This is a genomic window from Methylobacterium sp. SD274 (assembly GCF_017355285.1).
Lineage (GTDB): Bacteria > Pseudomonadota > Alphaproteobacteria > Rhizobiales > Beijerinckiaceae > Methylobacterium.
Window position 1 is genome coordinate 1 of sequence record NZ_JADIJP010000027.1, and the last position, 24111, is coordinate 24111.

Annotated in this window: 22 protein-coding genes; 11 read left to right on the top strand and 11 right to left on the bottom strand. The window is 69.0% G+C overall.

Annotation, left to right across the window (positions count from 1 at the left end):
• The 5 genes from tmk to IPV08_RS19475 form a co-directional block, all read left to right on the top strand.
• A partial coding sequence (gene tmk / locus IPV08_RS19455; RefSeq protein WP_207413088.1) for a dTMP kinase occupies positions 1-574 on the top strand: 574 nt, incomplete at its 5' end.
• On the top strand, positions 564-1619 hold the full coding sequence (locus IPV08_RS19460) for a DNA polymerase III subunit delta' (protein ID WP_207413089.1): 1056 nt from the start codon (positions 564-566) through the stop codon (positions 1617-1619). The genes tmk and IPV08_RS19460, both read left to right, overlap by 11 nt.
• 82 nt (positions 1620-1701) lie before the next feature.
• Complete coding sequence (gene metG / locus IPV08_RS19465; protein ID WP_207413090.1) at positions 1702-3303, top strand: methionine--tRNA ligase; 1602 nt, start codon at positions 1702-1704, stop codon at positions 3301-3303.
• A 41-nt stretch (positions 3304-3344) separates the two neighbouring features.
• A complete protein-coding gene (locus tag IPV08_RS19470; RefSeq protein ID WP_207413091.1) occupies positions 3345-4142 on the top strand; it encodes a TatD family hydrolase in 798 nt (265 codons plus the stop codon).
• 43 nt (positions 4143-4185) lie between these two features.
• Positions 4186-4989, top strand: coding sequence for an MBL fold metallo-hydrolase (locus tag IPV08_RS19475; RefSeq protein ID WP_056424277.1), 804 nt, complete (start codon positions 4186-4188; stop codon positions 4987-4989).
• Between the two features lie 32 nt (positions 4990-5021).
• Here the strand turns inward: IPV08_RS19475 and IPV08_RS19480 are convergent, their stop codons facing one another.
• The 3 genes from IPV08_RS19480 to IPV08_RS19490 form a co-directional block, all read right to left on the bottom strand.
• On the bottom strand, positions 5022-5813 hold the full coding sequence (locus IPV08_RS19480; protein WP_056424280.1) for an SGNH/GDSL hydrolase family protein: 792 nt from the start codon (positions 5811-5813) through the stop codon (positions 5022-5024).
• Between the two features lie 357 nt (positions 5814-6170).
• The gene (locus tag IPV08_RS19485; protein ID WP_207413092.1) at positions 6171-9326 is read right to left on the bottom strand and encodes an efflux RND transporter permease subunit; all 3156 of its coding nucleotides are present in this window, start codon (positions 9324-9326) and stop codon (positions 6171-6173) included.
• Position 9327: 1 nt separating this feature from the next.
• Entirely contained in the window at positions 9328-10392 is a 1065-nt protein-coding gene (locus tag IPV08_RS19490) for an efflux RND transporter periplasmic adaptor subunit (RefSeq protein ID WP_200919053.1), read from the bottom strand.
• A 200-nt stretch (positions 10393-10592) separates the two neighbouring features.
• On the opposite strand from IPV08_RS19490, the gene IPV08_RS19495 reads away from it, so the two are divergent.
• Together IPV08_RS19495 and IPV08_RS19500 are read left to right on the top strand one after the other, a co-directional pair.
• A complete protein-coding gene (locus IPV08_RS19495; protein WP_207413093.1) occupies positions 10593-11537 on the top strand; it encodes a DNA-3-methyladenine glycosylase 2 family protein in 945 nt (314 codons plus the stop codon).
• 118 nt (positions 11538-11655) lie between these two features.
• Positions 11656-12600 (top strand): DMT family transporter, encoded by a 945-nt coding sequence (locus tag IPV08_RS19500; RefSeq protein WP_207413094.1) that lies wholly within the window; start codon positions 11656-11658, stop codon positions 12598-12600.
• Between the two features lie 15 nt (positions 12601-12615).
• On the opposite strand, the gene IPV08_RS19505 is transcribed toward IPV08_RS19500, so the two are convergent.
• The 3 genes from IPV08_RS19505 to IPV08_RS19515 all read right to left on the bottom strand — a co-directional run bounded on the left by IPV08_RS19505 (position 12616) and on the right by IPV08_RS19515 (position 14456).
• Entirely contained in the window at positions 12616-13092 is a 477-nt protein-coding gene (locus IPV08_RS19505; RefSeq protein ID WP_207413095.1) for a VOC family protein, read from the bottom strand.
• A 62-nt stretch (positions 13093-13154) separates the two neighbouring features.
• On the bottom strand, positions 13155-13886 hold the full coding sequence (locus tag IPV08_RS19510; protein WP_207413096.1) for an autoinducer binding domain-containing protein: 732 nt from the start codon (positions 13884-13886) through the stop codon (positions 13155-13157).
• A 126-nt stretch (positions 13887-14012) separates the two neighbouring features.
• On the bottom strand, positions 14013-14456 hold the full coding sequence (locus IPV08_RS19515) for a DUF488 domain-containing protein (RefSeq protein WP_207413131.1): 444 nt from the start codon (positions 14454-14456) through the stop codon (positions 14013-14015).
• Between the two features lie 203 nt (positions 14457-14659).
• Here IPV08_RS19515 and IPV08_RS19520 point away from each other — a divergent pair, with 203 nt between their 5' ends.
• Positions 14660-15529 (top strand): GH25 family lysozyme, encoded by an 870-nt coding sequence (locus IPV08_RS19520; RefSeq protein ID WP_056424302.1) that lies wholly within the window; start codon positions 14660-14662, stop codon positions 15527-15529.
• A 42-nt stretch (positions 15530-15571) separates the two neighbouring features.
• Here IPV08_RS19520 and IPV08_RS19525 read toward each other — a convergent pair whose 3' ends face one another.
• The 3 genes from IPV08_RS19525 to IPV08_RS19535 form a co-directional block, all read right to left on the bottom strand.
• Positions 15572-16252 carry a hemolysin III family protein gene (locus IPV08_RS19525; RefSeq protein WP_207413097.1) on the bottom strand — a complete coding sequence of 227 codons (681 nt, stop codon included), beginning with the start codon at positions 16250-16252 and terminating at the stop codon, positions 15572-15574.
• A 136-nt stretch (positions 16253-16388) separates the two neighbouring features.
• Positions 16389-16577, bottom strand: a complete 189-nt coding sequence (locus IPV08_RS19530; RefSeq protein WP_056424310.1) for a hypothetical protein — start codon at positions 16575-16577, stop codon at positions 16389-16391.
• Positions 16578-16913: 336 nt separating this feature from the next.
• Complete coding sequence (locus IPV08_RS19535) at positions 16914-18041, bottom strand: COX15/CtaA family protein (protein WP_207413098.1); 1128 nt, start codon at positions 18039-18041, stop codon at positions 16914-16916.
• Between the two features lie 276 nt (positions 18042-18317).
• Between IPV08_RS19535 and IPV08_RS19540 the strand changes: the two genes are divergently transcribed.
• Positions 18318-18536: a DUF2842 domain-containing protein gene (locus IPV08_RS19540; RefSeq protein WP_207413099.1), complete on the top strand. Its 219-nt coding sequence runs from the start codon at positions 18318-18320 to the stop codon at positions 18534-18536.
• Positions 18537-18743: 207 nt separating this feature from the next.
• On the top strand, positions 18744-19163 hold the full coding sequence (locus tag IPV08_RS19545) for a hypothetical protein (RefSeq protein ID WP_207413100.1): 420 nt from the start codon (positions 18744-18746) through the stop codon (positions 19161-19163).
• Positions 19164-19208: 45 nt separating this feature from the next.
• Here the strand turns inward: IPV08_RS19545 and IPV08_RS19550 are convergent, their stop codons facing one another.
• Complete coding sequence (locus tag IPV08_RS19550) at positions 19209-20273, bottom strand: polysaccharide deacetylase family protein (protein ID WP_207413101.1); 1065 nt, start codon at positions 20271-20273, stop codon at positions 19209-19211.
• Positions 20274-20429: 156 nt separating this feature from the next.
• Between IPV08_RS19550 and IPV08_RS19555 the strand changes: the two genes are divergently transcribed.
• The gene (locus IPV08_RS19555; RefSeq protein ID WP_246748065.1) at positions 20430-21695 is read left to right on the top strand and encodes a GNAT family N-acetyltransferase; all 1266 of its coding nucleotides are present in this window, start codon (positions 20430-20432) and stop codon (positions 21693-21695) included.
• Between the two features lie 95 nt (positions 21696-21790).
• Here the strand turns inward: IPV08_RS19555 and IPV08_RS19560 are convergent, their stop codons facing one another.
• Positions 21791-24058 (bottom strand): GumC family protein, encoded by a 2268-nt coding sequence (locus IPV08_RS19560; RefSeq protein WP_207413102.1) that lies wholly within the window; start codon positions 24056-24058, stop codon positions 21791-21793.
• Between the last annotated feature and the right edge of the window lie 53 nt (positions 24059-24111).

The following is a 24111-nucleotide window of genomic DNA, read 5'->3' on the forward strand; positions in this document are numbered from 1 at the left end:
GGTGGTGACGACACGCGAGCCCGGCGGCTCCGCCAAGGCCGAGGCGATCCGTGAGGCGTTGCTGGCCGGAACGGTGAAGCGGCACGGCCCCTTCGCCGAGGCGCTGCTCTTCTCAGCCGCCCGGATCGACCATCTCGACACGCTGATCCGCCCGGCCCTCGCCCGCGGCGAGACTGTGCTGTGCGACCGCTTCTCGGATTCGACCCGTGCCTATCAGGGAGCGGCGGGAGGCCTCGAACCGACCCTTCTCTCGGCCCTGGAGCGGGTCGTCGTCGGCGACACGAAGCCCGACCTCACCCTGATCCTCGACCTCGACCCCGTCATCGGCCTCGCCAGGGCGAAGGCCCGCGCCGGGGAGGGGGAGGCGGCCGACCGGTTCGAGGCGGAGGCCCTCGCCTTCCACACCCGCCTGCGGCAGGCGTTCCTCGCCATCGCCGCAACGGAGCCGGAGCGCTGCGTCGTCATCGATGCCGGCCTCCCCCCGGATGCGGTGGAAGAGGCGATCGCAGCCGCCCTCGCGGCCCGCCTGCCCAGCCTTTTCTCCAGCCCGGAGGCCGCCGACGATGCGGCCTGAACGCGCTCCCGAGGATGTCGAACCCGGCGACCTCGCCGACATCCCCCGCCCACGCGAGCAGGCAGGCTTCGTCGGCCATGCGGAGGCGGAAGCCGCCTTCATCGAAGGCATCGGCTCGGGACGCCTGCACCATGCCTGGCTCATCGGCGGCCCGCGCGGTATCGGCAAGGCGACCCTGGCGTATCGGGTGGCGCGCTGGCTCATCGCCAACCCGCGCCCCGGCCACGTCCCGGATACCCTCGCGGTCGATCCCTCGCATCCGGCGGCGCGGCAGGTGGCAGCCCTGTCGCATCCCAACCTCGTGGCCCTGCGCCGGACGCGGCCGCACAATGCCAAGACGCTCGCGACAAAGATCTCGGTCGATGCCGCGCGCCATGCCCTCGACCTGTTCGGCTCGACGGCGGGCAATGACGGCTACCGCATCTGCATCGTCGACAGCGCCGAGGATCTCAACGCCAACAGCGCCAATGCCCTGCTCAAGATGGTGGAGGAGCCGCCGCCGCGCTGCCTCTTCCTGATCGTCAGCCACGCGCCGGGCCGGCTCCTGCCGACGATCCGTTCACGCTGCCGAGCCCTCAACCTGCGGCCCCTGGGGGAGGGGGAGGTGGCCGAGGTCCTGGGAAGCTTCCCTCCCCCTTTCGTCCGGCCCGACCGGGAGGTCCTGGCCCGTGCAGCCGCCCTCTCCGAGGGCTCGGTGGCGCAGGGCTTCGCCATGCTCGATCCGGCGACATCCAACGTCGTCGGCGAGATGGAGACCCTGCTGTCGCGCCTCGACCATCCCGACTGGCGCCGCATCCTGGCGCTGGCCGACAAGCTTTCGGGGCGGGACGCGGACGAGCATTTCGCCGCGAGCCTCGAGGCGGTGTTCCGCTTCGTCTCCGCCGAACTCGACAGACGGCGCCACGAGCCCCCCGCTCGCCTTGCGGCCCTGGTGGAGGTGTGTGACAAGATCGCCCGCGCCGCCCGGGAGGCCGCGACCTACAATCTCGACCGCCGGCCGCTGATCCTCTCGCTGTTCGGCGACCTCGCGGGCGCCGTACGCTGAAGGGACGTGAGCCGGTTCGGCCCGTGCTCCCGGAGCCGTCCCGTGAACCCATGAACCCTGTATCCGGGGATACCGCTACGCGATGGCCAACGATCCAGGCCCCACCCTTTCCGATGCCAAGGCCCTTTCCGGTGCGAAAACCTTCGGCATCAGCACGGCGATCTCCTATCCCAACGGCGCGCCGCATATCGGCCACGCCTATGAGGTGATCGCCACGGACGCGATCGCGCGGTTCAAGCGCCTCGACGGCTACGACGTGCTGTTCTCCACCGGCACCGACGAGCACGGGCTCAAGATCCAGCAGACAGCGTCCAAGGCCGGGATCAGTCCGAAGGCCCTGGTCGACGACATGGCCGCGCGCTTCAAGGCCATGGCCGAGGCGCTGAACTGCAGCCACGACCGCTTCATCCGCACCACGGAGCCGGACCATTATGCCGCCGCCCAGGAACTCTGGCGGCGCATGGAGGCCAATGGCGACATCTACCTGTCGAAATATGCCGGCTGGTACTCGGTGCGCGACGAGGCCTATTACAACGAGGACGAGACCGAGACCGCCCCTGACGGGACACGCCGCGCCCGGGAGACCGGCACCGCCGTGACCTGGATGGAGGAGGAGAACTTCCTCTTCCGTCTCTCCGCCTACCAGGATCGGCTGCTGGCTCTGTACGAGGCCCAGCCCGACTTCATCGGCCCCGAGACACGGCGCAACGAAGTGGCGAGCTTCGTCCGCTCCGGCCTCAAGGACCTCTCCGTCAGCCGCACCACCTTCGACTGGGGCGTGCCGGTGCCGGGGCACCCGGATCATGTGATGTACGTGTGGGTCGATGCCCTCACCAACTATCTCACGGTGACGGGCTTCCCCGACGAGGCTGACGCCCGCAAAAAGTTCTGGCCGATGGACCTGCACGTCATCGGCAAGGACATCGTGCGCTTCCACGCGGTCTACTGGCCGGCCTTCCTGATGTCGGCGGGCCTGCCGCTGCCGAAGCGCGTCTTCGGCCACGGCTTCCTGCTCTCCAAGGGCGAGAAGATGTCGAAGTCGCTCGGCAACGTGGTCGATCCGATGGACCTCATCGCGACCTACGGGGTCGATGCGCTGCGCCAGTTCGTCCTGCGCGAAGTCCCCTTCGGCGGCGATGGCAATTACAGCCACGAGGCCATCATTACCCGCTACACGGCGGACCTCTCGAACGGTCTCGGCAACCTCGCTCAGCGCTCTCTCTCGATGATCGCGAAGAATTGCGGCGGCCTCGTCCCCGAGCACGGCGACTTCACGGAGGACGACCGGGCCCTCCTGGCGCTGGCGGACGCCCTGCCGGGCTCCGTGCGGGTGGCGATGGACAAGCTCGCCCTCCACACGGCGCTCGCCGACATCTGGGCCGTGGTGACGGCCTCGGACCGCTATTTCGACGCGCAGAAGCCCTGGGTCCTGCGCAAGACCGACCCTTCCCGCATGGCCGCCTCGCTCTACGTGGTGGCCGAGACCTTGCGGGCCATCGGCATCCTGGTGCAGCCCTTCATGCCGGATTCGGGCGCCAAGCTGCTCGACCTCCTGGCCGTGCCCGCCGACAGGCGGCAGCTCGCCGATATCGGGGAGGAGGGACGACTGGTGCCGGGCACGGCGCTCCCCGCGCCGAGCGGGCTGTTCCCGCGCTTCGTCGAGCCGGAGGCTCCCGCCGTCTGAGGCGGGGTCCGCAGCGTCACCGAGAATCCCGAGTTTTGTCCATGCTGGTCGACAGCCACTGCCATCTCGACTTCCCGAACTTCGTCGAGGATCTTCCCGGCGTGATCGCCCGCGCCGAGGCGGCGGGCGTAACGGGGATGCTCACCATCTCGACGCGAATCGCCAAGGCGCGGGTCTACGAGGCCCTGTCCGAGGCTCATCCGCAGATCTGGCACACCGTAGGGACCCATCCGAATGGGGCAGGGGACGAGCCCGACGTGCCCACGGAAGAGATCGTCGCCCTCACCCATCATCCGCGCTGCGTCGGGATCGGCGAGGCGGGGCTCGACTACCATTACGAGGACGCCGCACCCGAAGCGGTGCAGGAGCGGGTGTTCCGCCGGCATATCGCGGCCTCCCGCGAGACCGGCCTCCCCCTCGTCATCCATGCCCGCGATGCCGACGAGCACATGGAATCGGTGCTCGTCGACGAGATGAAGCGCGGGGCCTTCAAGGCGGTGCTGCACTGCTTCTCCTCGGGCCGACGCCTGGCGGAAGTCGGGGTCGAACTCGGCTTGTTCGTCTCCTTCTCGGGCATCGTCACCTTTCGGCGCTCGCACGAGCTCCGCGACATCGCCCTCGCCGTGCCCCGCGACCGCATCCTGGTGGAGACGGACGCGCCGTTCCTAGCGCCCGAGCCGCATCGTGGGCGCAGCAACGAGCCGGCCTATACCGCCGACACCGCCCGCTCCCTGGCCAAGACCCTCGACATGGAGTTCGAGGCCTTCGCGAGCCTGACGACGGCCAATTTCCACCGCCTGTTCGACAAGGCGACCCCATCCGGCGGCCGGGCGGCATGACAGCGGCCCGCGCGCTCCGCTACCAACGGACCGGGAGGTGCGGATGGGTTCTCTGACGTTGACGATCCTCGGCTGCGGCTCGTCCGGCGGCGTTCCCCGCGTGGGCTACGGCTGGGGCGCCTGCGATCCGTCCGATTCGAGGAACCGGCGGCGGCGTTGCTCGATCCTGGTGGAGCGGCGAGGGCAGGCGGGGTCCACGACCCTTCTGGTCGATACCTCGCCGGATTTGCGGGAGCAGCTTCTGGCGGCGCGGGTCCAGAGCCTCGACGCGGTGCTGTTCACCCATGCCCATGCGGACCATACCCACGGGATCGACGACGTCCGGCCGTTGGTGATCCACATGCACCGGCGCATCCCGGTCTATGCCGATGCCGAGACGCGCGCCCTGCTGACGATGCGCTTCGGTTATTGCTTCGAGACGCCGCCCGGCAGCGCCTATCCGCCGATCCTCGACATGAACGATCTCGTGGCGGGCGAGCCGGTGACGATTCCGGGTGAGGGCGGTGCGATCGAGGCCGTGGCCTTCGGTATGGAGCATGGCACCGAGAGCGCCCATGGCTTTCGCTTCGGCCCGGCGGCTTACGCGCCAGATGTCAGCCTGATGCCGGAAGCGGCCAAGGCGCAACTCCGCGGCCTCGATCTCCTCATCATCGATGCCCTGCGCGACACCCCTCACCCGACCCATTACTCGGTCTCGGATGCGCTCGCGCTGATCGAGGAGGTGCGCCCACGCCGCGCGATTCTCACCAACCTCCACACCGATCTCGACTACGCCACTCTCGCGGCCAAGCTGCCGCCGGGCGTGGTTCCGGCCTATGACGGATTGTCGGTGAGCGTGGACCTCTAGACGCGCAGGCAGAGTGCCGGGGAGGGCGCGCGTCAGTTACGCATGGGGTCGGCCGGGATCAGGCCGGCATTGACCAGGATCTGCGCCGTGGCCGCCTTGGCGAGGCGGTCGTAGCCCGCATCGGTCATGTGCAGCCCGTCGGGGCCGATCATCTGCGCCGGGCTCAGGAGGCCGCTGGCGGCCCAGGTCCGCATCAGGGCGTGACGGCGGATCACCGGCACGTCGAGCTCGGCCGCGAGGCTGTGCAACGCGTCGCCGTAGCGCTCGGCACCGTTGGTCGTCGTCAGGCGGCGGCACCATTGCTGGTCCATGAGGATGACGTCGGAGCCGGCGGCGCGCATCGCCGTGATGCCCTGACGGGTCAATTCGGTGAAACGCTCCACCGTGACGCCGGTCATCGGGTCGTTGCTGCCGGTCTGCCAGATCACGAGGTCGGGCCGCTCGGCCAGAACGTCCCGGTCGAGGCGGCGGGCCATGGCCTCGGCGTCATCACCACCCTTGCCGCGGTTGAGGACCGTGACGATGGGGTGCTTGGCGCCAGCGACGTCGAGACGTCCCTGCAGGTCTTCCTGCAATTGGGCGGGGTAGGCGGTGGCGGGGGAGGAGGCCCCCGACCCTTCCGTGGACGAGGAGCCGAAGGCGACGATGCGGATGTCGGATCCGGCCTTCACCAGGGCGGCCACGTGGGAGAGCTTGGCCAGCGCCCGGGCGGGAATGGCCGGCTTCGATACCACGGGCTCCGCCCATGCCGGAGCGCCGAGGCCCAAAGCCACGAGGGCTAGGCCGAGGAACGGGGCGGCGCAGGGTTTGAGAAGGGTCAGCATCGGATCCGCTTCGAGAACGATCGGGGCGGGCGGTCGCGAAGACCGGTCCCACTCCACCACGGGTTAGACACGCGGTTTGAGATAGGATTGTGACGATTGCCCCTGAAACTGGCGGATCGCTTAAGGAAGCTGGTGAGCAAGGCGTAAAGCCGCCATCTCTCGGCGACACTTCATGGAATGGTGAATCCCAGCTTCGTGTCAAGTTGGTCCTGTAAGCCCCCTCACCCCGCTCTCCCGGGTTTCATGTTCCATAATATATCTTATGCGAATGGCAGATATGGGTTTTGAAAGGGCCTGATTCGCCATCTGGGTTCGCCGTACCGTACGGTACCGACCGGCGGCTCGCTCCGGATCTCCCTAGGATGCCCGCACCGTGTCCGGCGCCCTGCCCTCGCCGGTGGTGAACAGGCCGTAGCGCAGGGCCAGGGTCGGCAGGATCAGGAGGTTCAGGACCGTCGAGGTCACGAGGCCGCCGAGGATGACGATGGCCATCGGCCCCTCGATCTCGCGGCCGGGCTCGCCGGCTCCCAGCGCCAGAGGCAACAGGCCGAGGCCGGTGACGAGGGAGGTCATCAGGATCGGCACCAGCCGGTCGGCGGCCCCCTCCACCGCCGTGTCGCGGTCCCACGCCCGGCCGTCGATGGCGACGAGATGCTCGTAATGCGAGATCATCATGATGGTGTTGCGGAGCGAGATGCCGAACAGCGTCACGAAGCCGACGATGGAGCCGAGCGACAGCACGGCCCCGGTGGCGAAGACCGCCAGTACCCCGCCGACGAAGGCGAAGGGCAGGTTGACCAGGACCAGCATGAGGTTGCGCGCACTGCCCGTGACCATGGCCAGCAGCAGCACGATGCCGAGGCCCGCGAGCCCGGAGAACAGCAGCAGGTCGCGCTTGGCCCGCGCCTGGGCCTCGGCCGAGCCTGAGAAACTCACATAGACGCCGCTCGGCAGGGCCACTTCCTTGGCGATCTTGCGCCGCGCCGCCTCGACGAAGGAGGCGACGTCGCGCCCCGTGACGTTGGCGGTGATGGCCTGGACGCGCTGGGCGCCCTGATGCTGGACCTGGTAGCGTCCCGAGGTCTCGTAGATGTCCGCCACCTGGGCGAGGCGGATGAAGCGGCCGTTCGAGGAGCGCAAGGGGAGGTCGCCCAAAGCGGTGAGACGCCCCCTCGCCCCGGAATCGAGGATGACGAGGACGTTGAAGACCGCGTTGCCCTCATAGGTCTGGCCGACCACGTCGCCCTGATAGGCGGTGCGCACCACCTCCATCACCTCGACGGCCGAGAGCCCCCAATGGCGCAGGTCGTTGGGCCGGAGCCCGACGTTGATCTGCGGCAGCCCGGCCGGGGAGGCCTGCTGGATATCGGTGGCGCCGCGCACCTCGGCGAGTTCGCGGGCGATGTCGCGGGCGGCGGCCTCGATCCGGGCGAGGTCGTTGCCGAAGACGTTGATGACGACCGGCGCGGTGTAGCCTGAAACCGTCTCTTCGATGCGCTCGGTGAGGAAGGTCTTGAGCGAGAAGGCGGCGCCGGGAAACCCCGCCATCAGGGTGCGGATATCGGCCTCGGCCCTGCCCTGCCTCGCGCCGTCGAGCCCCGGTTCGAGGTCGATATGGATCTCGCTGTAATGGGTGCCGGCGGTGTCCTGCCCCGCCTCGGCGCGGCCGATCTGAGAAGCCACGGCGCGGATGCCTGGGATCTTCCGCAGTTCGGTGGTGATGCGACCGCCGAGGCGCATGGATTCCCCCAGCGACGTACCGGGCGCCGCCGCCATGTGCAGGATCAGGTGGCCCTCCTTCAGGTCGGGCAGGAAAGTACTGCCGAAGAACGGCGTCGCGGCGGCGCCCGCCAGGGTCACCAGGATGCCGAAGGCGATGACGATGCGCGGTGCGCGGTTGATCCCCTGGAGGAGGCGGGTGTAGCCGCCGCGCGACCAGCGCATCACCGGCGGGTCACGCATGTCCGTCTCGCGCCGCCCGGTGAGGAGCATCATCGACAGGGCGGGGGTGACGGTGAGCGCCACGGCGAGCGAAGCCACCACCGCGAGGATGTAGGCGAGGGCGAGGGGGGCGAACAGCTTGCCGGCGATGCCGGACAGGACCAGCACCGGCAGGAACACCAGCAGCACCGCGAAGGTGGCGTAGGCGACCGCGGTGCGGACTTCCAGGATGGCGTCGATGACCACCCTCCCCTCCGGGACGGGCGAAGCGAGGCGCCGGTTCTCGCGCAGGCGTCGCACCACGTTCTCGACGCCGATCACCGCGTCGTCCACCACCTCGCCGATGGCGATGGCGAGGCCGCCCAACGTCATGGTGTTGAGGCTCTCGCCCATGGCCTGGAGCGCCACCACGGCGGCGATGAGGGAGAGCGGGATCGCCACCGACGAGATCACGCAGGTGCGCCAATCGTACAGGAAGGCGAACAGCACGACGACGACGAGGATGCCGCCGAGCCCGAGCGCCTGGAGCACGTTGGCATTGGCGATGGTGATGAAGTTCGCCGGCCGGAACAGATCCGGCCGCAAAGCCACGCCTTCCCGGTCGAGGGCCGGGCGCAGGTCTTCGAGAGCGGCCTCCACGCGGGCGGTGACCTCGCGGGTATTGGCGCCGTATTGCGCGCCGACCATGAGGAGCACGCCGCGCTTGCCGTCCACCAGGGCGGCGCTGATCGGCGGCTCGCCGGCGGCGACCACGGTGGCGACGTCGCCGAGGGTCACGCTGGCGCCGCCCTCGTTGATGAGTACCGTGCGGGACAGCTCCTCTGGGGTGAGCGACTGCCCCTCGGTCTGGAGGGTGACGCGCTGGTTGATCGTGTCGACGAAGCCCGCCCCGCGCACGCCGGTGGCCTTGCGGGCGGCGGCGAGCACGTCGTTCATGCCGATATTGTAGCGGATGAGGTCGGCCGGCCGGATCTGGACCTGGAGCGAGCGCACGGCGCCGCCATAGACCGAGACCTGACTGACGCCCGGCACGGCCAGGAGCCGGAGGCGTACGGTCCAGTCGGCGATGGTGCGCAGGTCGAGGTCGGAGCGTCGCTCCGAGGTCAGGCCGACGAGGAGCACGGTGCTGGTGGCCGAGGTGAGTGCGGTCATCGCCGGCGGCAGCACGCCCTGGGGCAGGCGGCCCGCGAGCGCCGTCAGGCGCTCGGTGACGAGCTGGCGGACGCGGTAGACGTCGCTGCCGGTACCGAAGGTGACGGTGATGACCGACAGGCCCTGGATCGAGCTCGACCGCAGGGATTCGATCCCCGGCAAGCCGTTCACCGCCACCTCGATCGGTTGGGTGACCAGCACCTCCACCTGTTCGGGATTGAGGCCGGGCGCCTCGGTCTGGACGACCACGGAGGGCGGCGCGAATTCCGGGAACACGTCGTATTTCGCGTCCCCCAGCACGTAGATGCCGTAGCCGGCGAGCGCGAGGCTGAGCGCCAGGACGATGCCGCGAAAGCGCACCGCGAAGGCGACGAGAGCCGCCTGGGGGCCGCTCGGGGAAGCGTTCGGAACGTCGCTCACGTCAATCGTCGTCCACGCCGCCGGAGACGGAGAGCAGGCTCTTCATCTCCTCGGACAAGAGCGCCTGCGCGCCCGTCAGCACGATCTCAGTCTCACCAGGCAAGTCCTCCACCACATAGGCATCGGCCGACATGGGCGGGTCGGCCTTGAGAGCGTGGCGGGCGAAGGCGTCGGGCGCCACCGCGCGGTAGATCCAGGTTCCGCCCTGCCAATGCACCACCGCATCCTCGGGCACGCTGATGCCGGTGACGCTCCGGTCGGAGGCGAGGAAGGCGAGCATGCTCATGCCGGGCAGGAAGCCGCTATCGCCCGGCACGGTGTAGAAGTAGCTGAGGCCCTGGATGCGCTGGTCGGTGCGGGTGGCCGGCGAGACGTAGCGCAGCGCGATCCGCGCGCTCTGCGGCGGCACCTCGGCGAAGGCGGCGGCGGGTTGGCCCTTGATACTCTCGCCCGGCGGCAGGGTCACCTGAACCAGGAAGTCGACGCGCTCGATCAGCCGGGTGATGGCCGGCGAGCGCTCGACGATGGCCCGTCCGATCACCGGCCCCCATTCCTGCTGCGCCGTGGCGGCGAGGGTGCGAACCTGCGATTCCGCCGCCGCCAGGGCGGCCTGGTCGGTCTGGAACGTGCCCTCGGTGGTCTCGACCTGGACGGTGGTGGCGTAGGGGCCGAGATTCTTGGCGCGCTGGAAGGCGTTGCGCGAGACCTCGACCCGGGCCTGTGCGGTCTGGAGCTGCGCCCTGGCGCTGGCGTAGGAATTGGTCAGGTCGGTGACCCTGGCGACGTCGAGGACGCTGCCATAGGCCTGGAGTTCCTCGCGGTGGGGAGCGTACGGGCGCACCTGCGTGGCGATGCCGAGGCGTTCCCGCTCCTCCGGCTTGAGCCGGACCACGGTGCGCCCGTCCTCGATGGCGGTGCGCTGGGCTGGAAGATGGCGCGGGGCAGGGGGACCGGGGGCGACCCGCTCGCGCAGTTCGGCGATGAGGGCCGTGCCGGCTTCGCTCACCGCGAAGGCGGCGATTCCGGCCACGATTCCCGCGAAGAGGAGACCACGCACCCACGACACCAGAACCGCCCTCCCCGGCCTCGCGATCGATACGCCGCGTTGTCCCTCGTGAACGGATACAGCGTCGCCCCGCAACCCGATACGGGCGATGCCGGATTTTCCCGTCCTGCCTCACCTCCTGCCTCGCACCGTTGCGCCGGCCTGCGCGCGGTTTCGCGATTCCCGCGGCCGTGAGATGGTGGAGGCGGCCGGAGAGCGTCGTGACCCACATCATCCCGCTGCCCTACAGGCCGCCCTACGACTGGCCCGCGATCCTGGCCTATCTCGGCGGCCGGGCCATTCCGGGTGTCGAGGTGGTGACGGCGGACGCCTATGCCCGGACCATCTTCATCGGCGGGCTCCCCGGCACGATCTCCGTCATGCAGGGCGGGGACGATGCCCTCGTCGCTGCGGTGGATCATCCCGATCCGGCGATTCTGCCGGACGTTCTGGCACGGCTGAGGCCGATGTTCGATCTCGATGCCGACCCGGCCCTCATCGCGGCCGCGCTCTCGCGCCACCCCGACCTCGCACCCCTCGTGGCCGAACGGCCGGGCCTGCGGGTTCCGGGCGCCTGGGACGGGTTCGAGATCGCGGTACGCGCCATTCTCGGACAGCAGGTCTCGGTCAATGCGGCGACCCGGCTCGCCGGCCGACTGGTTGCCGCCTTCGGTGAAGCGCTGGCGCCGGAATACGCCGGAACGGGGCTGACCCACCTGTTCCCGACGCCGGATCGCCTGCTCGATGCAGACGTGGCCGCGACCCTCGGCATGCCGGGGGCACGCGGCAGAGCGATCAGCGCCCTTGCGGCGGAGGCCCATGCAAATCCCGCTCTGTTCGCACGGGGACGTGGGCTCGATCCGGCGGTGGCCGCCCTGAGGGCGTTGAGCGGGATCGGCGAGTGGACGGCGCAGTACATCGCCCTCAGGGCCTTGCGCGAACCGGATGCGCTGCCGGCGAGCGACCTCGCCCTGCTCCGGTCCCTCGATACCGGGGCGGGGCGTCCGACACCGGCGCAATTGCTCATCCGGGCCGAAGCCTGGCGGCCCTGGCGAGCCTACGCCGCATTGCATCTCTGGACGACCGACGCCGCGCGGATCGCCGCCGCCCTGCCTGTTCCCAAACCCGCCGCCAAGCGCCGCCCTCCCCGGCCCGTCTCCGGGTAGGATCCGTGATGTCAGCCCTGCTTCCGGCGGCCTTGCTCAGCCCGTCATGGGCGGGACAGAAGGGGATGGCGGTACCGCCAGCGAAGAAACATCTCCGAGCAAAGCCCCCGAAGGGATCATGACCTCTCCGTCCGCCTCCCCCGGCCCGGCCGTCGAGACCCGTGGCGCCGGGGCCGCTTACCCGCTCCTCCTGTTCACGACCCTGCTGTGGGGCGGCAACGTGGTCGCGGGCAAATGGGCCGTCGGGGAAGTCTCGCCTCAGGTGCTCACCTGCCTGCGCTGGGCCTTCGCCTGCCTCGCGCTGGCCTTGCCGGCCTGGCGCGGGATCGTGGCCGAGCGCCACCTGATCGCGCGCCACTGGCGCTACGTCCTGCTGATGGGGGCCTGCGGCTACACCGCCTATGCGAGCCTGTTCTACGCCGCCGGCATCTACACCACCGGCGTCAACGTCGCCCTGTTCCAGGGGGCGATCCCGGTCCTCGTCATCCTGCTGAACTATGTCGTGCACCGCGTCGCCGTCACCGGGGCGCAGATCCTCGGCGTCGTCATCACCCTCGGCGGCGCGGGCGTCGCGGCGACCCACGGCGACTGGCACATCCTGTCGACGCTCTCCTTCAACATCGGCGACATGCTGATGCTCGGCGCCTGCCTGCTCTATGCCGGCTACACCGTCGCCCTCGCCGACCGGCCCAAGATGTCCGGCCTGACCTTCTTCTCGGCGATGGCGCTGGCGGCCCTCGTGACCTCCCTGCCCGCCCTCGTCCTCGAACAGGCTGCCGGAACCCTGATCTGGCCGACACCGAAGGGGTGGGCCATCGTCGCTTTCGTGGCCCTCGGCCCGTCCCTGATCGCCCAGCTCTCGTTCATGCGGGGCGTCGAATTGATCGGCCCGAACCGCGCGGGGGTGTTCGTGAACCTCGTGCCGATCTTCGGCTCGGGCCTCGCCATCCTCGTCGTCGGCGAAGCGTTCCAATGGTACCAGGCCGCGGCCTTGGCCCTCGTGCTCGGCGGCATCGTCATCGCCGAGCGCTTCGGCCGCCGCGAACGCCCAGGCGGTGGGTGAGGCGAGACGTCCGGTTCAGCCGGCGGCCGCGCGCTCGAGGGAGGCGATGTCGAGCTTGACCATGTCCTGCATGGCGGAGAAGACCCGGCTCGCCACGGCCGGATCGGGGTCGGCCAGCAGCCGAGGGAGAATCGTGGGTACGATCTGCCAGGGCACTCCCCACTTGTCCCTGAGCCAGCCGCACATGGTCTCGGCCCCGCCATCCGCCGTGAGCGCCGCCCATAACCGGTCGACTTCGTCCTGGTCGGCGCAGGCCACCGAGATCGAAGCGGCAGTGCCGTAATCGGCCGTGGCGCCTCCGTTCAGGGCCTGAAAGCTCTGTCCGCCGAGGGTGAAGGCCACCAGCAGCGCATCGCCCGCTTCCCCGCCCGGCCAGGGTCCAGGCGAGCGCTGGACATGGTCGATCCGCGAATCGGGGACGAGGGAGACGTAGAGGCCGACCGCCGCCTCGATGTCCCCCCCGAACCACAGGCAGGTGCTGACCTTGGGCATCGTCGACTCCTCTCGCGAGGTTGAGTTCGCGCGAGACTATCGAATGTCCGGTCTCGAGCCCATCAGATGATGAGCCCCCGCCGCAGGGCGATGGCGACGGCCTGGGTGCGGTTGGCGGTGCCGAGCTTGGCGCGGGCGGAGCGCAGGTGGAAATCGACGCCATGGGCGGAAATCCCCATGACCTCGCCGATCTCCCAATCGGTCTTGCCTTCGGCCGCCCATTGCAGGGCCTCGCGCTCGCGCGGGGCGAGGCGCGCGGAGGCCGCCGGGCTCTGCCCGTTCAGCAGCAGCAGGTGGCCGAACGCGTAGGTGGCGATCAGTTGGAGCATGCCGCGATCCGCCGGATCGATGGCGAGGCGCTCGCCCGAGACGCTGAACCCGGCGGTCTCGCCGTCGAGGGTCATCAGCGGGATCGTCAGGCCGTCGCGCAGATGGAAATCCGCAGCCTCGTCCATCACCCTGCGCGCCAGGGGATCGTCGGCATGCTCATCGGTGGCGTCGCTCCAGGCGAAGGGCGCGGTCGAGTAGCCGAGGCGCTGCACCGTGGGGTCGTGGAAGGCATAGCCGCGCGTCAGGTAGCGCCGGCCCCATTCCATCGGGAAGGTGTTGAGCAGGACGTGGCCGCGCTGCTGGCGGACGGACGTGCCCCGTACCGGCACCGTGGCCGCCATGATATGAGCGACGCCGAGATCCGCCAGTTCCGCCGCCAGAACCCGGGCGACGTCCTCGCCGCTCGCCGTCCGGTCGAGGGAACGGAGGAAGCCGAGGGTCTGATCGAGGGATTTGCGCGTCACCCGCGTTCTCGCCGGAGAATCCGACCACCATTCATGGTCGAGAAACATGTGGGCAACAGAACTCTAGATTGTCAACGACTCCGTTCGGCCGGAACCGGCCTTACGCGGGCAAGTCATGGGACGGTGTTATCCGAACAGGTCGACCGTCCTGAAACCGTTCGCTTCCAGTCGTTCGGCCAGGACGCGGCGGTGGCATCGCTCCGGGTCGCGCTCGAAGCAGAGGAGGCAGGTCGGCGCCCGCGAGGCGACCTCGCACAGGGCGGCGAGGGCGAGCCCGCCATCGGCGGTGTCGAGCACCTCTTCGCAGTAGATCCGGCGCATCAGCGCGGCATCATGGGCCCTCGCAGCCTCTCTCCCGGCATTCGGCGTGCCGAGTTCCCGCGCATGCGCATAGGTGAGGCCCGCCTCTTCCAGGCTCGTCTTCAGCGCGTTCTTCGAGAAGCCCCGCTTGCGCGAATTGGCCACCGCGCGAACGTCGGCCAGCGTCGCGACGCCGGCATCCTTCAAAGTCGCCACGAAACGCTCGGAATCCAGCCCTTCGTAACCGATGGTGAACAAAACCTTGTCCAGACTCCCCTCCCCTCGAAATGCCTGATCGGCTCGGGACTTAGCATCCGCGACCGGCCTGCGGCGAAAGCGCCTGAATCCACCCTATGTGGTTCGCCCGCAACGAGTTCCGGAATTCCGCCGCATTGCCGTCAAAGCTCTGTTAACCGCACGGGGCCATCCCTTACCCATGAGTGTAGCGCGTGAGAACGGTGGACCGGGCATCAATGTCGCTTGAGAACGGGATCGCCCCGACAGACTTGGCCGTGATGCCACGCAACGCCGCGATGCGCTGGGCCAAACGCTCGCTGACCGCCGCCCTGCTCGCGACGCTCGCGGCCTGCGCCGGCAACCAGAGCGACTTCTATCCCACAAAGGGTGACGTGAAGCCCCATCCGGGGGTCGCCCGTGCCAAGCAGCACCCGATCCAGGGCATCGACATCTCGAAATGGCAGGGGCCGATCGACTGGGCCTCGGTGCGCGGAGCCGGCACGCAGTTCGCCTTCATCAAGGCGACGGAGGGCGGCGACCACGTGGACGAACGCTTCCGCGCCAATTGGGAGGGAGCCGCCAAGGCCGGCGTGCCGCGCGGAGCCTACCATTTCGTGTTCTGGTGCCGCTCGGCCCAGGATCAGGTGGAGTGGTTCAAGAAGAACGTCCCCAACGATCCCACCGCCCTGCCCCCCGTCCTCGACGTGGAATGGAACGGCCATTCGCAGCTCTGCCCGAAGAAGCTGCCGAAGGCCCAGGCGCTGGCGATGATGCGCTACATGCTCGACGAGATGGAGCGCTACACCGGCAAGCGGCCGATCATCTATACCGACATCACCTTCCATAAGGACGTGCTCGAGGACGAGTTGCTCGACTATCCGCACTGGGTTCGCTCCACGGCGGCCGAGCCCGAGCAGCGCTTCGCCAAGCGGAAGTGGATGCTGTGGCAGTTCACCTCCACGGGCCGGGTTCCCGGCGTGCGCGGTGACGTGGACCGCAACGCGTTCTACGGCACCACCGCGGAATGGGCCTCCTTCCTGGCTACGGATTGCGATCCGCGCGAACACAACCGACTCTCCGGGCAGGGTCTCTGCAACGGGAAGTAGGCGAAGAACCGGGAAGTCGGGGGACGTGCCACTGAGCGCCGCCTAGGGAGCGGCGCTCATCACGCTAGTGAGGACAGTGCCGTAATGGCAGGCCGTGGCGGCGAGGACGAAGGCGTGCCAGATCGCGTTCTGGAACGGCAGGCTGCGCCAGACGTGGAAGATGACCCCGGCCGAGTAGAGCACGCCGCCGATCGCCAGAAGCCAGAGCGCCTCGGGGTTCAGTGCGCCGATCACCGATTCGTAGGTGGCGACGCCGCTCCATCCGAGGAGGAGATAGAGGCCGATGGCGGCCCGGTCGAAACGACCGGGCATGAGAAGCTTCAGGGCGATGCCGATTCCCGCCAGCACCCAGATGAAGGCGAGCAGCATCCAGGCCGTCGATCCGCGCCCGACCAGGGCGACGAGAGGCGTGTAGGTGCCCGCGATCATCAGGTAGATGAGGGCGTGGTCGGCTCGGCGCAGGATCCACTTGCGGCGCCCTACAGGCCACATGTTGTAGGTGGCCGACACACCGAGCATCGACACCAGGGCGGCGGCATAGACCGCGACAGCCGCTCGCTCGGTCCAATCCAGCGGGGCCATCGCCGCCAGGATGACGATGGCGATCGAGCCCGCCACACCGAACGCGATGCCGGCGATATGCACGGCGGCATCTGCCATCAGCTCCCGGCGGGTGTAGTTCCAGGTCAGTCCGATGGGTCTACCGTCCTCAGCCAGGAACATCGCTGACTCCGAACTTTCCTAACCTAAGCTTAAGCGCCGAAGGGCCGGACTCGTTCCCTGTTCGAACTGCGTAGGCGGCGAGCATCGTGAACCGCCGCCTACCTGATTCCTGCATATTTTCCCAGTGGGAGGATTCCTAGAAGGAGAAGGTCGTGAAGCGGCTCGCGAGGACGACGGCCCAGGCCGCTCCGAGAAGTCCCGTGAGGCCGACGACGACCTTCCGGGTCCGCGCGTGGCGCGTCCCCTCCACGTCGGCACCTTCGCGTACCGTCTGGTCGCGCTCAACGAGTACCTGCTCTTCCGACACGAGGCGTTGGTCGTGCATGCTGGACGGCCTTTCGGTTGTGGCGTGACGCTGCCGGGCTCCGCTCTCACGGCGCCATCGACACATCGGCTAACGGCACAACCCCAAGCTTAGTTTCGCTGCAACGCAACAAAAAATGGCCGAGGGGGACGCTCGCCGATGGTGGCTGGCAGGGTGCAAGCATCCGGCCAATCCGCGTCTTCCTATCCTGCATCGCGGTGAAACGGTCTGTGCGATGCAGCAGCCTTCGCTCTGCAAACGTCCGGAAATAGGGTCGGGTCAGGTCCCCATCGTTCGCGAGTGAGAGGCCGGCGCGCCGAGCCGTCCGGCCTCCGCTACGACGCGTTCCGCCAGGGCCTAAGCGCCTCGGCCCGTCATGCCCTCGAAGCCGAAGGCGGTGGTCGCGCCGGCGGGAGATGCCAGGGTGCGCCGGGTTGCGCCGCGGCTCAGCCGTGCATGCACCGTCGCCATCATCAGGACCGCCATGGCGAAGACCTGATGGGCGAGGCCCGCCCAGAGCGGCACCGCCAGCAGGAGAGTGACGATGCCCAATCCCGCCTGTGCCGCGGTCAAGCCCGCGATGCCGATGGCGCGGCGGGCCGTGCCACTCCCGGGAAGCCGCCTGCTTGCATCGACGGCATGGAACAGCGCTGCCGCCAGAAGGAGATAAGCCATCAGGCGGTGGTTGAACTGAACCAGGGTGACGTTGTCGACGAAGTTCTCGATCCACGGGCTGACGGCGAACAGTTCGGAGGCATTCGGCACCAGAACGCCGTCCATGTCGGGCCAGGTATTGTGCACGAGCCCGGCCTTCGACCCGGCGACGAGACCGCCGAGGCCGATCTGGACCAGGACGAGGACCGGCAGCAGGGCCGCAAAGATCCTCAGGCGACCCGGTGCCGGCTCCGACGGGCCGGACCGCAACCCGGCCGCCAGCCAGACGAGGCCGGCCAGGATCAGGCTCGCCGTGGTCAGGTGCAGGGCGAGCTTCAGGGGCGCCACCGCCGTCATCCCCGGCTGGAGACCGGAGGCGACCATGATCCAGCCGATGGCGCCCTGAAGACCGCCGAGGGCGCCGAGGGCGAGGAGCCCGTATCCGAGGCGCCGGTCGACGAGGCCGCGCCACCAGAACACCAGGAGCGGGAGGAAGAAGGCGAGCCCGAGGATGCGCCCGAGCAGGCGGTGGCCCCATTCCCAGGCATAGATGACCTTGAAGTCCGACAACCCCATGCCCTGGTTGAGGATACGGTATTGCGGCGTGTCCTTGTACTTGTCGAACTCGGCCGCCCAGGCCTGTTCGGAGACCGGGGGGACCACACCCGTCACCGGCCGCCATTCGGTGATCGACAAGCCCGATCCGGTCAGGCGGGTGGCGCCGCCGACGGCGACCATGGCCACGACGAGGATCGCCAGGGAGTAGAGCCAGACGCGGACCGGGTTCGTGGAACGGACCGGTGCGGTCGAGGTGGTTTCGCGTGTAGGCATCGCGGTAGGGGCTCGCGTGGTGTCGGGATCGGCGCGGGTGTCCCGTGCCTGCGCCCCTGCGTTACGCATGCGCGGCCACGGGGGCAACGGCGCCGAGGGCCGCAGAGGGCTTGGGCCGCAGAGGGCTTGGGCCGCAGAAGGCTTGGATGCGGCGCGAGCGGCAATTGCCTTGCCGGGGCGGTCGGCCTAACCCCGGCGGACCGATTGCACAACAGTCGATGGACGTCACCGCCGGACTTCCCTGCCGGGGAGAAGGCCCATGCCAGGAGAGCGCCCATGCGCCGCCGCACCCGCACGCTGCTCGGCACGATCGGCATGCTCGCCTTCGTGGCGCTCTATGCGCCCCTCGCCATGGCGCTGGCCGACAGCCGCATCTCGCAAACGCCTCCGGCCGTGCAAGCCATCCTCTACGCCTTCCTCGGCATCGCCTGGATCTTCCCCCTGATGCCGCTGATCCGCTGGATGGAGCGAAAGGATGTCGATGGCGGGCGCTGAACCCTAAGCAGGTTTAGCAAAAGTGGTCACCGGTTTTGCGTCCTGAAACATGTGACACTTCAATGACTTAAGCGAGGTGAAGCGTTGGCTTGCCAACGCGAGCCCGCTGAGGATTTCCCCCGACGCCGGGATTTCGCCGCACTCGACAGCCACAGGCTTGGGCAAGCTTCGACGTTTCGTCAGATCCAGGCTAAGATCCTCCGCCCCATGAACCGATTCCTCGCGTCTTTCCTGCTCGTAGGCTTCGGCTGCGCCGCTCTTCCGGCTCTCGGCACGCCAGCCTCGGCACAGAATGCGCCCCGCTCGATGGCGGAATGCGAGCGCCTCAAGAACGACCTCGCCTACAATCAGTGCCTCGCGATGTTCGGGCCGGCCGCCAAGAATGTCGGCGGCGGGGGCGGGGGCAGCGACGGTGGATCGGCCTCCTCGTCCGTCGCGACGGCGCTCGCCGCCGTCCCGCCGGTCAGCACCGAATCGCTCCCCATGGCCGACGAGCCGGCACAGGAGACCCGAAAGGGCCAGCGCGGCAGGCGCGGACGCTACACCCGCCAGGGCCGCCAGAGCGCCAGCTTCACCGTCGGAGGAAGCGAGAGCCGCTCGTCCTATCGCCGCCGCCGGCGGCATTGACCGGCACCGCGCGGGACTGACCCGACCGGGCTCAGTCGATCGGTCTTACTCGACATTGAGCCGCCGCCCGCGATTCCAGGCGAGGAACGGGACACCCGACAGCAGCGCGGAGAGCGCCGCCCTCGACTGATGCAACCCGTTCACCGAGACCCTCGGCAGGGCGTGGAGATGGTCGGCATGGCCGGGGAAGAGATGGCCGGGGCGGGTCGTCACGGCCGTGTCGAAACCGGTCTCGCGGGCGATTGCGAATTCCCGCATCCCGGCCGAGGTCGGATCCCCCACCGGATAGGACAGGTGCCTGACCGGCCGGCCGATCTCACGCTCGATCCGTGCCCTGCCCTCCCCGATCTCCCGACGTACCCGTGCCTCGCCGTGCTTCGCCAGCATCGGATGGGTGATGGTATGGGTCCCGATAGTCAGAAGTGGATCGGATGCGAGGCCGCGCAGCTCCTCCCAAGACAGGCAGAGTTCCTCCGCCATACGCCCGACCCCGATGCCGGCCTCGTCGCAGAGAACGGCAATGGTGGACAGGAGGCGCTCCTCCGATCCTGCGCGCAGGCGGCGGTAGAGCGCGGCGAAGGCCGCCATCTTCTCCTCCGCCGTGGCGGCGGGCAGATCAAGGGCCGGCGCCTCGTCGGCAGGAACCCGCACCCGGTCGAGACGGCCGATCGCCCGTTCGAGTTCGATCCACCACAGGCGCCCCCTCCCCTCGGCGAAGTCACTCGTGACGAAGAGCGTCCAGGGGACGCGATGCCGTCTCAGGAGGGGAACGGCGTACCGGGCGTTGTCGCGATAGCCGTCGTCGAAGGTCAGGACGACGAAGGGCCTGTCCCCGGCGGGCCGGACGAGCCTCTCGGCCACGGAATCGAGGCCGAGCACGTCGAACCCCTGCGAGACCAGCGTGCCCAGCACCGCGTCGAGGAAATCCGGCGTGATCGAGAGCAGGCCGTTGGGGGCATAGGCCCCCGCGGGGGCCGGGTCGACATGATGGAAGGTGAGGATCAGACCGCGCCCTTGCGCGACGCGCTTCAGCCAACGGTCGGCCCCGGAAGCCACGATGGCGCGAAACCCCGCATCGAACAGGCGGTGACGAAACTCGGCCGAGGGCATGGACGTCACCGGAGCGGAGGCGTGGCGGGGATGACTTTTCGATCCTGAACCCGCAAGGTTTCGTTACCCACATCGCACAATGATGGCTTGCCGTTTCCCATCGTCACCAGCGCTTAAGAAGCCGGAGCGCTAGGTGCCGATAATGGGGAGGCGGTGATGAGGGTCCTTGTTCACGATCTCACCGGAGTCGGCATGATGCAGGAGCGCGTCCGCGGGCGGCTTGTTCCGGAGGTGTTTCGCGATCTGGCGAGCGTCGAGGCTCTGTGGCGGAGCGTCGAGAGCGATCCCGCCGCGCTGTCGACTCCCTATCAGCGATTCGACTGGGTTTCGGCCTTCGTCTCGGCCAAGCTCGGCTGCACCCCGGAGGAACAGGACGCCTCCCTACGGGTCATCGTGCTACGCGATCCCGGCGGACGGCCCCGCGTGATCCTGCCGCTCCAGGTCGCGCGCGAACGCGGGGTCCGCGTGGCGCGGGTGATCGGCTGCAAGCACGCGAACTACCACATGCCGATGTTCGCCTCCCGCGAGGCCGCGTCCATGCGCGCCGAGGATCTCGTCGAGCTCCTGCGCCGGGTCGGGCGCGAGGCCGGGATCGACGTCTATCTCCTCGGGCATCAGCCGCGCTTCTGGGACGGCGCGGCCAATCCCTTGAGCCTCCACGCCGCGCCGGCCGTCAGCGACGCCTATGGCCTGATCCTCGGCCCCGACGCGGAGACCACCGCCAAGCGCGTCTTCAGCGCCGACGCGCGCAAGAAGATGCGCTCGAAGGAGAAGAAGCTGATCGAGGCCTTCGGCCCGGTGGAGTACCGCGTAGCCTCGAACGCCGATGAGGTGAGGACGTACCTCTCCGCCTTTTTCGCCCAGAAGGCCTCGCGCTTCGCCGCCATGAACATCGCCGACCCCTATGCCGACGAGGGGATACGCCGCTTCATCGCCACCGGCGCCTGCCGGCAGGACGATCCGAACGAGGTGCAGGGCGCGGCGATCGAGGTCGCCGCCCTGGTGGCGTGCAACACCGGGCAGGTCTTCGCGACCTTCGCCGGTGCGGTGAGCGAGACGCGCTACAGCGGTATGATGACCTCCTTCGACCAGACACCCACGGTGGGGCGGTCGAGTCCCGGTGACATCCTGCTGCACCACCTCATCCGCGATCAGACCGAACGGGGCCGCCGCAGCTTCGATCTCGGAGTCGGGGAGGCCCGCTACAAGGCCAATATCTGCGACGAGACGATCCAGCTCGGTGAAGTGACCATCGCCGTCACCCTGCGCGGCCATCTCTTCGCCATTCCGGCCATGGCCGCCACCCGGCTCAAGCGCCGGATCAAGCGCAGCCAGCGCCTGGCGCGTCTGGCGAAGGCGGTTCGGAAGGCGCTCCACCGCCCGGCTCGCCACGGCAGCGCCGCCGGCGAGGCGAATCCTTAAGGGCATCGCCCAGGAACCCGGACGCGGCATCGGCGCTGGTCATCCGGGCCGAACCTGCGGCCGCGCGGCAGCAGCCCATCCGCAAGATGTCGGTCTTACGCCGCCGAAAGCCTGAGGCCGCTTCCCGGCTTCCCCCCGGCGGCACCCTCGCTCTCGGTCTGCTCACCGGCGACGAGGATCGTGCCGGCCCCCGCCCGTTCGGCCAGGCCGTGGAGCGAGACGAGTTCGGGATCTTCGGGGGACTTGTCGGACGCGATGACGATGGCGTTCATCCGGCCCGCCATGGCCTCCAGCAGGTCTTGGGCCTCCTGCGACAGGGCCTCGCCGAGGCGATAGACGACCCAGTCGTAGCTCTGGGCCAGGGCGTCCAGGGCGATGGCCAGCGCTTCCGGCTCGTCCGTGAGAATGTTGCAATCGACGAAGCCGCGCGGGATGGCGTGGAGCCTGCGCACCGAGGCCACCGATCGGATCACGTCGAGGAAGGCAGCCTCACCCGCAACGAGGTCGGTGAGGCCGGCATCGTCCGACGGTGAGGCCGGGCCGTTGACGTCCACGATCAGAACGCGCCCGCCCGCCGCCAGGGCCTCCGCCAGGATCGCGGCGAGTTGCCGGTCGGCGGCCGTGTCGGTCTCCGCGACCAGGATGCTTCCGCCGTTGCGGCCGATCCGCTCGCGCAGGAGATGGATGAGGGCCTGGAGATCGTAGCTGGAGACGGGCGACCGGCCCGCCTCTCCGGCTGTTTCCTCACGCACCGGAATCGGCGCCGGTTCCGCGGCGGATGCGGCGGCGGCGGTGATGGGCACGGCAACGCGGGCGGTCAGCGGCGCTTCATAGAGGGAGGCGGCGGGACCGCTCCGCGACAGGGCCACGGAGGCTTCCGGGAAGGTGAAGGGAGTGGGCTCGGTGGCCCGATCGTCCGGTCCGGTCCGGCGGCGGGTGTCGTCGGGATCGCGGAGAAGATGGCGCGCCACCACCCCGCCCATGGAGAGCAGCATCGTCATCACGATGGCGAGCGCCACGATGGGCAGCTTCTTCGGGAAGGACGGGACCTGTGGCACCACGGCGCGGGAGACCACGCGGGCATCGGCAGGCGCCGCGCTCTCGGCGTCCCGGGCCGAGGCCTCGCGATAGCGCGAGAGATAGGATTCGAGCTGGTCGCGCTGCGCCTTCGCCTCGCGCTCGAGGGCGCGAAGCTGGACCTCGCTGGAATTGCCCTTGGAGACGACTTCGCGCTGCGCGTCGACGGCGGCGTTCAGGCTGTCGACCCGGGCTTCGGCGATGCGGGCGTCGTTCTCCATCGTCCTCACCACCCGGTCGGCGGTGGCCTTGATCTGTGCGTCGAGGTCGCCGATCTGCGCCGTCAGCTCCTTGATGCGGGGATGGGCCGGCATCAGCGTCCGCGATTCGAGGGCGAGCTGCCCGCGCAGGGTGATGCGCTGCTCCACCGTGCGCCGGATGACCTCGTTGTTGGCCACATCCGGGATTTCGAAGGCGCGGCCGTCCTTGATCATTTCGCGGATGAGCTTGGCCCGGCTCGTGAGATCGGCCTTGACCGTGCGGGCCTGGGACAGCTGGGTCGACAATTCGCTGAGCTGCTGGGTGCCCAGGGGTTGGCTGGTGGTGCCACCGCCGCCGCTGATCAGGCCATTGCGGGCTCGGAAGGTCTCGACCTTCGCCTCGGCCTCGGAGACGCGGGTGCGCAGGGTATCGATGTTGCCGCCGAGCCAGGTCGAGGCGTAGCGGGCGGTGTCCACCTTCGCCGATTCCAGGGAGGCGATGTAGAGTTCTGCGATGGTGTTGGCGGCCTTGGCCGCGAGTTCCGGATCGCGCGAGCGGAACTCGACCGTCAGGATGCGGGACTTGCCGGCCGGGTAGACCAGGAGCCGGTCGAAATAGGTCTCCAGCACCCGGTCCTCGGGCGCCCGCTCCATCGGGTTCTTGGTGAGCCCGATCATCATCAGGACGCGCTGGACCGGACCGATGCCGTCGACCTCGGGATCGAATTCGGCATTGCCCACGAGCTTCAGGCGGCGGATCGCTTCCCGGGCGATATCGCGGGACATCACCACCTGGACCTGGCTCGCCACCGCCTGTTCGTCGATGGCCAGGGGCTGTTCGCCGCGTTCCTGGGCGGTGCGGGCGAAGCTCGCGTCGCGGCTCTCCAGCAGGATCTTGGCCTCGCCGGTGTAGCGGGGCGGAACGACCTGCACGAAAACGATGGCCCCGATCCCCGCCGCCACGGTGGGAAGGACGATCCAGCGCCAGGACCGCGCCAGGACTCCGAACAGCTGGGACAGGCCGAGCCCCTCGTCACGCTGGGGGATCGGCTCGATCGTGGAAACGGGCTGCTGCGAGCGAGGCATGAGAGGATCTTTACGCAAAGCAGGACGCCGCATCGGGCGCCTCCCGGAAGACT

Excerpts from the sequence above, each read along its gene's own strand:
- IPV08_RS19460 (WP_207413089.1), top strand. The coding sequence starts at position 564 with ATGCGGCCTGAACGCGCTCCCGAGGATGTCGAACCCGGCGACCTCGCC.
- metG (WP_207413090.1), top strand. The coding sequence starts at position 1,702 with ATGGCCAACGATCCAGGCCCCACCCTTTCCGATGCCAAGGCCCTTTCC.
- IPV08_RS19470 (WP_207413091.1), top strand. The coding sequence starts at position 3,345 with ATGCTGGTCGACAGCCACTGCCATCTCGACTTCCCGAACTTCGTCGAG.
- IPV08_RS19475 (WP_056424277.1), top strand. The coding sequence starts at position 4,186 with ATGGGTTCTCTGACGTTGACGATCCTCGGCTGCGGCTCGTCCGGCGGC.
- IPV08_RS19480 (WP_056424280.1), bottom strand. The coding sequence starts at position 5,813 with ATGCTGACCCTTCTCAAACCCTGCGCCGCCCCGTTCCTCGGCCTAGCC.
- IPV08_RS19500 (WP_207413094.1), top strand. The coding sequence starts at position 11,656 with ATGACCTCTCCGTCCGCCTCCCCCGGCCCGGCCGTCGAGACCCGTGGC.
- IPV08_RS19505 (WP_207413095.1), bottom strand. The coding sequence starts at position 13,092 with ATGCCCAAGGTCAGCACCTGCCTGTGGTTCGGGGGGGACATCGAGGCG.
- IPV08_RS19520 (WP_056424302.1), top strand. The coding sequence starts at position 14,660 with ATGTCGCTTGAGAACGGGATCGCCCCGACAGACTTGGCCGTGATGCCA.
- IPV08_RS19525 (WP_207413097.1), bottom strand. The coding sequence starts at position 16,252 with ATGTTCCTGGCTGAGGACGGTAGACCCATCGGACTGACCTGGAACTAC.
- IPV08_RS19530 (WP_056424310.1), bottom strand. The coding sequence starts at position 16,577 with ATGCACGACCAACGCCTCGTGTCGGAAGAGCAGGTACTCGTTGAGCGC.
- IPV08_RS19535 (WP_207413098.1), bottom strand. The coding sequence starts at position 18,041 with ATGCCTACACGCGAAACCACCTCGACCGCACCGGTCCGTTCCACGAAC.
- IPV08_RS19540 (WP_207413099.1), top strand. The coding sequence starts at position 18,318 with ATGCGCCGCCGCACCCGCACGCTGCTCGGCACGATCGGCATGCTCGCC.
- IPV08_RS19545 (WP_207413100.1), top strand. The coding sequence starts at position 18,744 with ATGAACCGATTCCTCGCGTCTTTCCTGCTCGTAGGCTTCGGCTGCGCC.
- IPV08_RS19550 (WP_207413101.1), bottom strand. The coding sequence starts at position 20,273 with ATGCCCTCGGCCGAGTTTCGTCACCGCCTGTTCGATGCGGGGTTTCGC.
- IPV08_RS19555 (WP_246748065.1), top strand. The coding sequence starts at position 20,430 with ATGAGGGTCCTTGTTCACGATCTCACCGGAGTCGGCATGATGCAGGAG.
- IPV08_RS19560 (WP_207413102.1), bottom strand. The coding sequence starts at position 24,058 with ATGCCTCGCTCGCAGCAGCCCGTTTCCACGATCGAGCCGATCCCCCAG.